Here is a 12,351-nt window from a genome sequence, read left to right as displayed (position 1 = left end):
AGCCACAGTGCCCCGCCGGTTTTAGAAAATCAAGCGGTGGACGCCCCCGCCTGCAACGCGTAGCTTATGCGCTGACACTTCGAGACTGGACCGACATGACCGACACGCCCGAATATCAGGTTCTTGCCCGCAAATACCGTCCAGAGACCTTTGTTGATCTGGTCGGCCAAGACCCGATGGTGCGCACGCTGCGCAACGCGTTCGAGGCGGACCGCATTGCTCAGGCCTTTGTGATGACAGGCATTCGCGGCACCGGCAAAACCACCACTGCCCGCATCATCGCCAAAGGCATGAATTGCATCGGCGCAGACGGAAACGCTGGCCCCACCACCGATCCATGCGGCATCTGTGAACACTGCGTCGCCATCATGGAAGGCCGCCATGTCGACGTGATGGAAATGGACGCGGCATCAAACACCGGTGTCGCCAATATCCGCGAAATCATCGATTCTGTGCACTATCGCGCGGCTTCTGCCCGCTACAAAGTCTATATCATCGACGAAGTGCATATGTTGTCGACCGGTGCATTCAACGCCTTGCTCAAAACGCTCGAAGAGCCACCGGCGCATGTCAAATTCATTTTCGCGACCACGGAAATCCGCAAGGTGCCCGTGACGGTACTGTCGCGTTGCCAGCGGTTTGACCTGCGCCGGATCGAACCCGAAGTCATGATTGCCATGCTGCGAAAAATCGCGACCGGTGAAAATGCCCAGATCACCGACGACGCTTTGGCCCTGATTTGCCGCGCAGCCGAAGGATCGGCGCGCGATGCAACATCGCTGCTTGATCAGGCCATCTCCCATGGAGCAGGCGAGACAACTGCCGATCAAATCCGCGCCATGTTAGGACTGGCGGATCGCGGCCGCGTTATGGATTTGTTCGAACGGATCATGCGCGGTGATGCGGCAGGCGCGCTACAAGAGCTGTCGAGCCAATACGCCGACGGAGCAGACCCGCTGGCCGTCTTGCGCGACCTGGCCGAACTGACACACTGGGTTTCGGTGGTGAAAATCACCCCTGACGCAGCCGAAGACCCCACGATCGCACCCGATGAACGCACCCGCGGATTGGCTTTTGCCGACGGGCTTGGCATGCGTCCCCTGTCGCGAGCCTGGCAAATGCTGCTCAAGGCGATTGAAGAGGTCTCCAACGCCCCGTCTTCGATGATGGCGGCTGAAATGGCCGTGATCCGGTTGACCCATGTTGCCGATCTGCCGTCACCCGAAGAATTGATCCGCAAACTTCAAGACACGCCGCCACCCACTGCTCCGGGGCCCCAAGGAGGCGGGATGGCGCAACCAAGCCATCACAACACCTCAGCCCAAGGGCTACCGGCACCAACACATCCGGGCACGTCTGGCCCGGTGGCCTATGCCGGCGGTGGCGGTGCGGCGGCAGCCGTGGCCGTCGATCAAGCCTTGGCCAAATATCCCACGTTTGAACATGTGTTGGAGCTGATCCGGATCAACCGCGATGTCAAATTGCTGGTCGACGTAGAGGGCAGCGTTCGATTGGCCGCCTATCAACCCGGCCGGATAGAGTTTGCACCGGCGGACAATGCCTCGCCCGATTTGGCGGCACGGATCGGCGGGGCCTTGCAACGCTGGACCGGAAACCGTTGGGCAGTTTCAATCGTCAGTGATTGCAATGCGCCAACCATTGTCGAACGCCGCGATGCTGCGAAACTCGCCTTGCATGCCAAAGCCGAAGAACACCCGCTGGTTCAGGCCGTCATCGCCGCCTTTCCCAAAGCCGAAATCGTTGATGTCCGGACTGCCGAAGACATCGCCGCCGTCGCGCTTGAGGAGTCTTTGGCGGAAGTCGAAGACGAATGGGATCCGTTTGAAGAAGACTAGGAGGCGGACACTGCCAAAATCTGCTGGTGGAATTTACAGGTTTCGGTGATGAAATTTGGACCCGGCCTCCCTACTTGTCCCTTATCTTGATGGCTGCGATAACCGCGCGCAACACATCGGCCATTCCTCAGGCCAAAACTATAGGAGAATAGCAATGCTCAAAGGACTAGGCCAACTTGGCGATATGGCCAAGATGATGAAATCCGCACAAGACATGCAGGCCAAAGTTGTGCAGATGCAAGAAGACCTGAACAACACGGTTGTCATCGGCGAATCCGGTGCAGGTTTGGTCAAGGCCCGCGCCACCGCCAAAGGTGAACTGACCGGCCTTGATATTGATCCGTCGATCTTTGTGCCTTCGGAGAAAGAAGTCGCCGAAGACCTGATCCTTGCGGCAATCAAGGACGCTCAAGCCAAAGCCAAAGAGCGTGAGCAATCTGAAATGCAAAAAATCACCCAAGAGCTCGGCCTGCCCGCCGATATGAAACTGCCCTTCTGATGAGATTGCGTGGCCGGACTCTGACTGGAGTGTGCCTTTTGGCTTTGCTCTGCTCAGTGTCCGGTGCCTTCGCGCAGGCTTGGGCCACCAAGGAAGTTTGCGAAATCACGCAAATGCCGACGGTGCCGGCCGTCATTGCCTCTGTCCCGCTCAAAGCATTGGAAAATGAGGCCGCCAAGATCGCCAACGCCACAGGCCGGTTTTGGAAGATCACCGGAACAGACGGAAAAACATCTTTTTTGTGGGGCACCAATCACAGCTCAAACCGGTTTATTCTGGATGTACCTGCCGCTGTCATGGACACTTTGGACCAGTCAAGGTTGGCAGCCTTCGAGATCGATCCCACCTTTTCAAGCAGGGACAGTTTTTGGCAAACGGTCAATTATCCGAATGTGTTTCGCCCTGCGACATCGACCTTTACATTTTCCGATTTAGACCTGCCAGCCGACGTGACCACATGGGTTTTTGACCGTATCGAAGGCCTGGGATGGGGCGGGTATAACATCGACCATCTCACGCTTGGCAGTTTGACCGAGCTGTTGCTGAGATCGCCCTGCGACGATTTTAATGCCGGCATTATTCCCGACCAAGACAGCTATTTGCAAACCAAAGCCCATATAGCGGGTATTCCGGTTCTGGGCCTTGAGCCGGTTCAACGGCTCAAATCCCATTTTGACAAACCCGAGAATGCAGAGCAGGCCCGCGCGATGATTGCCGTTTTTGCAAGCTATTTGGCCCCACAAGACAGCCCGGCATCAAATGCCGCCCATATGGCCCTGTACCTGCAAGGGCGCATCGGGCTTTCGATGGTGGCCGATCGGGCCGAGGTTCTGGGGTTATTGGGGCCGCAAGCAGATGCGCTGTATGACACGATGAACGGCTACCTGTTGGATCAACGCAATCATGATTTCCTCGCCGCCGCTGGCCCCGAATTAGCGCAGGGCGGCGTTTTTCTGGCTGTTGGCGCTTATCACCTGCCCGGCGCGGTTGGCATGGTGGACCTGCTGCGCGCCGAAGGTTACACAGTGGAACGTATCCCTTTGCCCGGCGAAATCCCTTGATGTCCCAATCCACTGATAAAATTGAAGACTTGATCGCTTTGATGGCGCGCCTGCCCGGACTTGGCCCACGCTCTGCCCGCCGTGCGGTTCTGCATCTGATCCGCAAGCGAGGGATCTTGTTAGCCCCGCTCGCCGACACCTTGCAAGAGGTCGCTGCCACGGCCCGCGAATGCCTGAATTGCGGCAACGTCGGCACCTCGGATATTTGCGATATCTGCGAAGACGCGCGCCGCGCCAACGGGATATTATGTGTCGTCGAAGATGTGGCCGATCTGTGGGCGATGGAGCGGGCCGGAGTTTTCAAAGGCAGATATCATGTGCTTGGCGGTACCCTATCTGCCCTCGACGGGGTTGGGCCAGATGAATTGCGTATCCCGCAGTTGGTCACACGGGTGCAGGCCGAAGAGATCACCGAAGTCATCCTTGCGCTCAATGCCACGATTGATGGTCAAACCACAGTTCATTATATCGCAGACCAGTTGGAAAATCGGGTCGAACTAACGTCGCTCGCCCAAGGTGTGCCCATCGGCGGCGAGCTGGATTATCTTGATGATGGCACGATCACCGCAGCCATGAACGCACGCAAAAAATTGTAACAACAATTTTGACCACGTTTCATGACTGGGTGCAGCAGTTCACATTTAAACAGCCAATCGCCATCACGCTGGATGTGGTCATTCTAGCGTGCAGAGGGGGCCAGGCCCCTCTGGAGCTCAAGAGCTCCATTCACCCCCGGGATATTTGAGGACAAGAGAAAACCAGCAGTATTCTAGGTCTTGATTGGCGCGATTGGGCCCGGATCGAGGCGGTGGATATGGTCGGCGGCCCCTTGGGCAAAAAGGGTTCGGACCAATGGATCATGTCCCGGGACAATTAGTTCCGGCTTGCTGGCCAAACGGTAGAGTGTATCGAACCCGTCGAGCATGTTTTGGAGATCAACCACAATTGGAAAGGGTTTGCGGGCCATAAAATTTTCATAGTAATGGGCCGCATCCGAGGCAAGAACCATCCAGCCGACCTGAGTGCGCACCCGAACCGCTTGCAATCCGCGTGAGTGGCCGCCGATGCAATGCACTGTTACGCCATCCGCAATCTGGGCATCGCCATCGTGGAAAGTCATCTTGCCGCGATAAAGCCGGGTGATGGCTTCGCAGATGTGGCCTGCCGTAAAGGGCATCCGCAAGGCATCATGGCACATACAAGGACCCGTGGCATAGGCCATCTCTGCCGCTTGCAGATGTAGATGCGCATTGGGGAAAAGCGCCAAGCCGCCTGCGTGATCATAGTGCAGATGCGTCACGATGATTTCGGTGATGTCTTCGGGTTTGAGGCCCAATGGAGCAAGCGCTTGAGCTGGATTTAGCCGAATAGGTCTGTCGCGACTGGCGGCTTCGGCATCGTCATAACCCGTATCGACAAGGATCACGCGGTCGCCCTGACGCAAAAGCCACATGAAATAATCCATCGCATGCGGCGCATCGTGATTGTCGTCAAAGATGAAACTGTCAGCACGGGTGCGGGCATTGCGATCTGCGTATTTGATCGCATGCACTTCCCATGTGTCGCCGGCATGAGACACGCGGGCGCTCATCGGATCACCTCGTCAAATAGCCGGATCCGTTTATCCGCCACCATCCCCTCGATCGCGGCCTCAAACGCTTTGAAATGCTTGCTGCCGAGGTGGGTATCGAACGCAGCCCGATCTGTATAGATTTCATACAAAAAGACTTCGTTTTTATCGCGGCAGATATCAAAAAGCTGACATCCGGCCTCCATCCGGCGCGACACGCGGGCATTGTCGATCATAAGCGGTAAAAATGCCTCCATGCGATCCGGGTGGATTTGGAAGGTCACAGTTACAACATACATTCGGGGTATCTCCTTTTTCGGGCAACCAACCCTGCGTCTGTTGCCCATGATTTGTGCGTAAATCAGTACAACTTTCAAGGTCGGATGCGGCGCGGCGACGGCAATTGGACAGAGGTGCTTGCTTTCTACTATTCACTTACGTATACATTAAAAAATACATTAATGCAAAGCCGCATTTCTGCCCCATCAAAATACGCCAAGGACACCCGAAATGACCCAGACATTTGAGATCGCTGTTTTTGAAGGCGACGGTATCGGCCCGGAAATCACGGGTCCTACCGTAAACATTCTGGCCGAATTGGCCCGCAGTTCGAACAGTTACGGCCTGTCCTTCACCGACGCGCCCGCCGGGGCCGCGCATTATGCCAAAACCGGAGAGTCCCTGCCCGAGGCATCCATGGCGATTGCCCGCCGTGCCGATGCGATCCTTTTGTCGGCAATGGGTCTACCTGATGTCCGCTACGATGACGGAACCGAGATTTCCCCGCAGATCGATTTGCGCAAGGCACTGACACTCTTCGCCGGGGTACGCCCTGTAACGGTGCGCGCCGGACAACGAACACCGCTCAATATGCCCGACGGAAAAGAGATCGACTTTGTTTTGATCCGTGAAAGCACCGAAGGGCTTTTCTACACCCAAGGTCGCGGCGAAGTCACAAAGGATGAGGCCCGTGAAACGCTGCTAATCACCCGGGAGATTTCCGAAAAACTGTTCAAATTTGCCTTTGCCTTGGCCAAAACCCGTAAGGAGGCTGGCCGCGGCCCCGGCAAAGTGACTTGTGTCGACAAGGCCAATGTTTTCCGCGCCTTTGCCTTTTTCCGCGAGATGTTTGATGCCGAAGCCGCCAAGCACCCTGATTTGATCGCAGATCATGCCTATGTTGATGCTACCGCCCTATGGATGGTGCAAAAACCTTGGGATTTTGATGTGATGGTCACCGAAAATATGTTTGGCGATATTCTATCCGATCTAGGCGCGGGGTTGATGGGCGGCCTTGGCCTTGCACCATCCGCCGATATTGGCACTGACAACGCCGTCTTCCAACCGTGCCACGGATCAGCGCCTGACATAGCCGGACAAGGTGTCGCCAACCCATTTGCCATGATCCTGTCCGGCGCAATGATGTTGGAATGGCTGGGAATTCGCCACGATGTCGAAGCGATGACATCCGACGGGGCCAAGCTCCGACAAGCGGTTGAGCATGTCGTGGCGCAAGGCCAGATATTGACCCGCGATCTGGGCGGCGAGGCTGGCACCGATGCCGCCGCCAAAGCTGTGATTGCCGCATTGGATTTGCCATGACCGCCCATAGCCCTCTCAAAGTCGCCTGTGTCGGGGCGGGCTATTTCAGCCAGTTCCACTATGGCAGTTGGGCGCGCATGGATACCGTCGAACTTGTCGCCTCATGTGATCGTGACATCGAAGCGGCCAAACGCACCGGACTACCCGCGTTTGCCGATTTGGCGCAGATGATTGACCACGCCCAACCCGACTTGTTGGACATAATCCTGCCGCCCGTTGCGCAGGCGCAGGCCATCCGTTTGGCATTGGGCAAGGGTGTCAGGACCTTGATTTGTCAAAAACCCTTTTGTCAGGATCACACCGAGGCCGAAGACATCACCGCCCTAGCAGAGAGCCATGGCGCGACACTGATCGTGCATGAAAACTTTCGGTTTCAGCCTTGGTATCGAACCCTCAAGGTACAGTTGGATCGCAACGCCGTGGGCACCTTGCAGCAAATCACGTTTCGCTTGCGGCCCGGTGATGGACAGGGGCCACGCGCCTATCTGGATCGCCAACCGTATTTCCAAGACATGAGCCGGTTCTTGGTCCATGAAACCGCCGTCCATTGGGTGGATACCTTTCGCTATCTTCTGGGCAATCCGACCGCAGTCTATGCCGATTTACGTCAGGTGAATCCGGTCATTTCAGGCGAAGATGCGGGCTATATGCTGTTTGACCACCCCGGCGGCGTCCGTGCCCTGCTGGATGGCAACCGCCACCTTGACCATGCTGCCGACAACCACCGCCGCACCATGGGCGAGGCGCTGATCGAGGGCACGGCTGGGTCGATTAAACTACGTGGCGATGGGTCGCTCTGGCGGCGCGGGTTTCAAGAAACCCACGAAACCTGCCTATTGCCCGCCAATGAATGGGAAGGTTTTGGCGGTGATTGCGTCCACCACTTGCAAAGCCATGTGGTTTCGGGCCTTTTGAACGGGACACCGCTTGAAAACACCGCCCGCGATTATTTGCAGGTGATCGACATCGAAGAAGCGATCTATGCCTCGGCAGATACCGGACAAAAGATCAAACTTAACCCCTAGAGGCCCTTCCCCGCGTGACCCAAACAGACACCAAACCGCAATCCAACACCCAGCGCGCTATCCATGCGTTGCGTGAAATGATTTTTGCTGGCGATCTTCCGGCGGGATCCGACCATTTGGAAAGCGAGTTGGCCGCGCATTTGGGCATGTCGCGCACTCCCGTCCGCGAAGCAGCCCTGACGCTTGAAGGCCAAGGCCTGCTTGAAATGCGCCCCCGCAAAGGTGTCCGCATTTTGCCTGTCTCGCCCGGCGACATGCGTGAGATTTACGATGTGCTAACCGAGCTGGAGAGCCTCGCGGCGCGTTTGGCCGCGGAGCGACAGCCATCCAAAGACGAACTGGTGCCACTCGCAAAGGCCATCGCCGACATGGATGTCGCGCTGGCAAAATCTGATTTGGACGGATGGGCCGACGCCGACGAACGGTTCCACACCGAACTGGTGCGTTTGGGGGGCAATAGCCGGGTCCAGATGGTTGTTGCAATGATGTCTGATCAAGTACGGCGTGCGCGAAGTATCACGCTTCATATGCGCCCGCCCCCGTCGAAATCCAACGAAGACCATCGCCTTGTCTACGATGCGATTAAGTCAGGCGACGCAGATCAAGCTCACGCCATCCACCGCGCCCACAGGCAGGCGGCCAAGGACTTGATTGTTGCCCTGCTTGAAAAGCACAAGTTAAGCCGGATTTAGCGAAACCAGTAGTCCCAGCCATCCAGATAATAGGCCACCAGCGCATGCGATTGCAGGGTGTTTTCCTCGGCCTCAACCTTATCCATGTCGGCTCCGAACACCTGCGCAGATTGCCAGACCTCGGGTGTGAAATACCTCAGACCTTCGGGCAATTCGGGTGCCCGATCTACGGGCAATTGCGGACCGGCAAGCACAAACCCCCATTCGCCAAAACTGGGCACATAACTGTGGTACCCCACAACATCGAGCCCCTGCCCCGGTGCCCCCGGATTGCGCGTGCTTTCCAAGGTTGCCGCAACGGACCAAAAGGCCTGACGGGCAAAAAACGGCGATCCGGCCTGCGTGACCATGATCCCTTGGGCCGTCATGCGTTCCATCAACAAGCCGTAGAACTGGCGTGTGTACAACTTGGAAAGGGCCACTGTTTTCGGATCAGGCAAGTCAACTATCACCACGTCATAGCTGCCAGTGCTGGTTTCGACAAAGAGCCATGCATCCGCGTTGGTAACCGTCACTCGTGGATCGCTAAGCGCGTGATTGTTGAGCTTGGACAAATCAGGATGGTTGCGGAATATTTCTGTGACGCGCGGATCAAGATCCACCAACGTTACTGTTTCGACATCGCTGTATCGCAGGACTTCGCGCACGGCCATGCCATCGCCGCCGCCAAGGATCAAAACATTGGCACGGCGCGGCGCATGCGACATCACCGGATGGACCAACGGTTCGTGATAGCGGTGCTCATCAAGGCTATCGAACTGGATCGAATGGTTCAGGAACAGCCGGGTGCGATCGCGAAAACGGGTGACAGTTATTTGCTGATATGGCGTGGCCTCGGTCAAAATCACGTCGTCTTCAAACATCTGGGTTTCGGTGATCGAGACAAGCCGTTCCGACTGCATCAACCCATATAGTGCCCCGATCAGGGCCACAGCCCAAACCGTGACAATCGCTTTGGTGACGTGTTCGCGAAACAGCCAGATCGACAGGCCCGCCACCATCAGGTTCAGCACGCCAAAGGCCAGGCTGGCCGACATCAACCCCAGTTGAGGGATGACAAACAGCGGAAAGGCGACCGAGGCCACCAAGGCGCCGACGTAGTCAACACTCAGGACATTCTCGAACCGGTTTTCAAAGGCCCCGACAGCCTCCATCGCGCGGGCGATCAGCGGTATTTCCATGCCCGACAGAACACCAATAGCAATCAGCATGGTGTAAAGCGGCGCGGCCACTGTGCCCAGCGCAGCGTAATGCAAGAACAGCACCGGTGCCATAAACCCGCCGACAACGCCAAGCAGGATTTGCGCCCAGATGAACCCCGACAAGGGCTGCGCCACAAAGCGCGACAGCCATGCGCCAACCCCCATGGATGACAGGAATATACCTATAACAAGTGAAAACTGGCGAATGGAATCGCCAAGCAAATAGCTGGACAGCGTGGCTGCGATCAGCTCGTAGATCAGCCCGGCGACAGCCACCAAAAAGGTAGCGGCCAATAGCCAGACCTCCCGCGCACGCGACTGCGGCGCGGGCACAGGCGTGTCATTCATGAAACGATGACAGCCGCGATGATAATCGAGATCGAGATGAAGAGCATGCCAATCACAACCGCCAGTGCGATATTCTGATCCTCTTCGATTTCTTTCATGATTGGAAAGGGCGTCATCCAGTCAAGCACCTTCCAAGTCACCCACATCAAGAACATGCCCAAGGCAGTGTAAACAATGGTGCCGACAAGTTCAGCGATATTGATAGCGATTAAAAATTCCATGGTGTCCCCGTTATTTGACGCGGTTGTTTGTGTAATAGCCACCGCCATTGCTGCCCACGCGAACAGAATTGGTTTTGTCGAGATCGACGCTGGTGCCGCCTACCCCGTGATAGCCAAGATAGGAAGTACCGGCGACCAATCCGCCTGCGACGACTAAAAAAACGATCCTAAACAATGACATGATTAATCCTCATCCGTCCAGTCGCTGCCCCGCCAGCGGCCATTACTGTGTCGCAATTTGCGCAAGAACTGCCAGCCTGCCAACAGGCCAAAGACTACAGCCAGAAAACCCAGCCCGACGCCGCTCATCTGGCCTTCGCGGATGCGAAGATCAAGCCGAGACACCGCCACTTTTGGAGTGGCTGCTGTGCCGTCACTCCAAACGCCGCTTTCGGCATCGCCAAGGGTCACTTTGTATGTGCCTGCGGTTTGCGGCACAAAGCGCAGATTGGCACGGCCTGACCCTTCGCTCCAAGAGCCTTCGCTGTCACGGCCATGGTAGGCTTCTACAGTGCGCCCTGCTTCAAACAACACCTCGTCATTAGGTCCGGTGACCTCTAGGCCGATACTGGCCCAACTGTTTTTGACATCCGCTGCAATCGCGATTTCAACCAATTGGTCCGGTTTGGTCACTTCGAACGGGATTTCCACAGGCAGCCCAACGACCGGCATTCCAATTTCATTGAGAACCGGATCGCCCGAGCTCATGCCAAAGACCATCGACAAGATGAGGCAGAAACCGGCAATTCCAGCAGACCAGTTGCGGATAAAGGCAAAGTTTTTGCCGCCTTTAAATGGCTGGAGCGGGTGCACTTTCTTGGTGAGTTTGGGCAGCTTTATGCCAAAACTCGCTTCGACCTCGGCGCGCGGGAAAAAGCTGGACCGATAGGTTTCGCGTTCCGTTCCCGATTGCGAAAAGTCCAACATTGACGTGTCGCCCAACACACTGACCGAAGTAGATTTATCACCAATGGCGGGGTTCCACGTAAATTCACCTTCGGCGTAGGTGACTGCGCTGGTTGAGGTCGCATAATAGACGTAGCTTTCGCCGCCGACCATCAAGCGCGGCTTAACTTCGGCCCGTTCCACCTGATTTTCGGAAAGCCACCCGGGATGTCGGTAGCGCCGGGAAAAGGTCACAAAGCCATCTTCCAGCGTCAGAAACGCATAACCATGTGTCGGCGAATACATCTGGTGGTCAACCCAAACCCATTTTCTGCCATTATAGGTCTCGGTGTGTTCCAATGTCCCGATGACCGTGTATTCGACCCCCTGGATCAAGCCTTTCATCCCAAGGGTAAAAGGTGTGTCCGGCCGTTTGAGATCCGCGAAGGTGCGCAGCGCTTTGTAGCTGTCTTGGGCATCCAGTTCGGTGCCGCAATAGGGACAGATGTGCACCGTCACCCGCCCCCCCCCCAGCACATCGAGACCAGCCCCGCAGGACGTACAGTTCACCGTTTTCAGATCACTGGCGCGGGTCATGTTCCACGCACCACTTTGACTTCAAATGGGTCAAACCATGCGCCCAGATACCAGTTTTCACCGCCATCCCAGAATTCACCTGACAGCAGATCGCCAGCTTTGTTGCCAGCGTTTACAAAGGTGTGGGTATCGCCCACTTCCATCGGTTCGCCAAAACTGCCGCGAATGGCAACGCATTCGGCGCTCTCCATTTCTTGGATGCGGTACACGCCGCGCTGGTAGGTCACTTTTTGACCCAAACGTGCAGCACCAGAAACTCTGGGGGCTCCTTTTGACGGCAACGGCACCTGAACCACAATGTCCCCCTCATCAACAGAGACCCAAACCGGATCCCCTTGGCCATCCACGCCCCAAAATTCATCCCAGAACCCGCGGCCATAGGAATAGCGGGCGTGCCCCATCAAATCGACGGTATAAGCGCCCATGCTGACCTTGTCGCCAATGCCAAACAGCAAGGGCGCGTCATGCATTTCGCCGCCCTGCCCGGCTGTTAGCGCTTTGTCATCCGCCAAAAACAGCGATGTTCCGCAGGCGTCACAGGTAATCATTTTTACAATGGACAGGCTCTGTTCGACCTGATTTCCGCAATTTGGACAATTAAATTTCGTCATCCCCGTAGGTTGCCGATGCCCACCCAAATTTCAAGTAGGGATTTTTGCCATCTGCCTGCACGGATTTTCAAACCGCCTCACTTGCATCAGGTTCAAGGCGGGAATGCTCAAATTCCCGCCATTTCGGCGTCAGGTTTCACGTTACATTTACTGCGGGCAGACATAAGCGTACTACACTTCCA

General features: G+C 56.3%; 14 protein-coding genes. 7 read left to right on the top strand and 7 right to left on the bottom strand.

The window, feature by feature from the left end:
* The first annotated feature begins 95 nt into the window (after nucleotides 1-95).
* The 4 genes from C8N36_RS03720 (at nucleotide 96) to recR (ending at nucleotide 4,012) form a co-directional block, all read left to right on the top strand.
* Nucleotides 96-1,856, top strand: a complete 1,761-nt coding sequence (locus tag C8N36_RS03720) for a DNA polymerase III subunit gamma/tau (RefSeq protein WP_097803273.1) — start codon at nucleotides 96-98, stop codon at nucleotides 1,854-1,856.
* Between the two features lie 154 nt (nucleotides 1,857-2,010).
* Complete coding sequence (locus tag C8N36_RS03715) at nucleotides 2,011-2,355, top strand: YbaB/EbfC family nucleoid-associated protein (protein WP_097803272.1); 345 nt, start codon at nucleotides 2,011-2,013, stop codon at nucleotides 2,353-2,355.
* A 38-nt stretch (nucleotides 2,356-2,393) separates the two neighbouring features.
* A complete protein-coding gene (locus C8N36_RS03710) occupies nucleotides 2,394-3,416 on the top strand; it encodes a TraB/GumN family protein (protein WP_170125791.1) in 1,023 nt (340 codons plus the stop codon).
* Nucleotides 3,416-4,012, top strand: a complete 597-nt coding sequence (gene recR / locus C8N36_RS03705) for a recombination mediator RecR (protein ID WP_097803270.1) — start codon at nucleotides 3,416-3,418, stop codon at nucleotides 4,010-4,012. Before C8N36_RS03710 ends, recR begins: the two co-directional genes overlap by 1 nt.
* Nucleotides 4,013-4,185: 173 nt before the next feature.
* Here the strand turns inward: recR and C8N36_RS03700 are convergent, their stop codons facing one another.
* Both C8N36_RS03700 and C8N36_RS03695 read right to left on the bottom strand, forming a co-directional pair.
* A complete protein-coding gene (locus tag C8N36_RS03700) occupies nucleotides 4,186-5,007 on the bottom strand; it encodes an N-acyl homoserine lactonase family protein (RefSeq protein ID WP_097803269.1) in 822 nt (273 codons plus the stop codon).
* Complete coding sequence (locus C8N36_RS03695; RefSeq protein ID WP_097803268.1) at nucleotides 5,004-5,285, bottom strand: putative quinol monooxygenase; 282 nt, start codon at nucleotides 5,283-5,285, stop codon at nucleotides 5,004-5,006. The genes C8N36_RS03700 and C8N36_RS03695 overlap by 4 nt, the downstream gene beginning before the upstream one ends.
* Nucleotides 5,286-5,496: 211 nt before the next feature.
* On the opposite strand from C8N36_RS03695, the gene C8N36_RS03690 reads away from it, so the two are divergent.
* From C8N36_RS03690 to C8N36_RS03680, 3 genes are read left to right on the top strand one after another with little or no spacing between them, the layout of a single operon-like run.
* A complete protein-coding gene (locus C8N36_RS03690) occupies nucleotides 5,497-6,588 on the top strand; it encodes an isocitrate/isopropylmalate dehydrogenase family protein (RefSeq protein ID WP_097803267.1) in 1,092 nt (363 codons plus the stop codon).
* Nucleotides 6,585-7,613 (top strand): Gfo/Idh/MocA family protein, encoded by a 1,029-nt coding sequence (locus tag C8N36_RS03685; protein WP_097803266.1) that lies wholly within the window; start codon nucleotides 6,585-6,587, stop codon nucleotides 7,611-7,613. The genes C8N36_RS03690 and C8N36_RS03685 overlap by 4 nt, the downstream gene beginning before the upstream one ends.
* 14 nt (nucleotides 7,614-7,627) lie before the next feature.
* Entirely contained in the window at nucleotides 7,628-8,305 is a 678-nt protein-coding gene (locus C8N36_RS03680) for a GntR family transcriptional regulator (protein ID WP_245910713.1), read from the top strand.
* On the opposite strand, the gene C8N36_RS03675 is transcribed toward C8N36_RS03680, so the two are convergent.
* The 5 genes from C8N36_RS03675 to C8N36_RS03660 are packed head-to-tail and all read right to left on the bottom strand — an operon-like array spanning nucleotide 8,302 to nucleotide 12,169.
* A complete protein-coding gene (locus C8N36_RS03675) occupies nucleotides 8,302-9,855 on the bottom strand; it encodes a polyamine aminopropyltransferase (protein WP_097803265.1) in 1,554 nt (517 codons plus the stop codon). The two genes, C8N36_RS03680 and C8N36_RS03675, sit on opposite strands and share 4 nt — an antisense overlap.
* Nucleotides 9,852-10,076 carry a DUF350 domain-containing protein gene (locus C8N36_RS03670; RefSeq protein WP_097803264.1) on the bottom strand — a complete coding sequence of 75 codons (225 nt, stop codon included), beginning with the start codon at nucleotides 10,074-10,076 and terminating at the stop codon, nucleotides 9,852-9,854. The genes C8N36_RS03675 and C8N36_RS03670 overlap by 4 nt, the downstream gene beginning before the upstream one ends.
* Nucleotides 10,077-10,086: 10 nt before the next feature.
* A complete protein-coding gene (locus tag C8N36_RS24085; RefSeq protein ID WP_170125790.1) occupies nucleotides 10,087-10,257 on the bottom strand; it encodes a hypothetical protein in 171 nt (56 codons plus the stop codon).
* A gap of 2 nt (nucleotides 10,258-10,259) precedes the next feature.
* Nucleotides 10,260-11,558 carry a DUF4178 domain-containing protein gene (locus C8N36_RS03665; RefSeq protein WP_097803263.1) on the bottom strand — a complete coding sequence of 433 codons (1,299 nt, stop codon included), beginning with the start codon at nucleotides 11,556-11,558 and terminating at the stop codon, nucleotides 10,260-10,262.
* Nucleotides 11,555-12,169 carry a DUF4178 domain-containing protein gene (locus tag C8N36_RS03660; RefSeq protein ID WP_097803262.1) on the bottom strand — a complete coding sequence of 205 codons (615 nt, stop codon included), beginning with the start codon at nucleotides 12,167-12,169 and terminating at the stop codon, nucleotides 11,555-11,557. Before C8N36_RS03660 ends, C8N36_RS03665 begins: the two co-directional genes overlap by 4 nt.
* Nucleotides 12,170-12,351: the final 182 nt, after the last annotated feature.

The organism is Pelagimonas varians (assembly GCF_003208435.1).
Lineage (GTDB): Bacteria > Pseudomonadota > Alphaproteobacteria > Rhodobacterales > Rhodobacteraceae > Pelagimonas > Pelagimonas varians.
The sequence above is the reverse complement of the archived record's forward strand: the minus strand, read 5'-3'. Positions and strand labels throughout refer to the sequence as shown.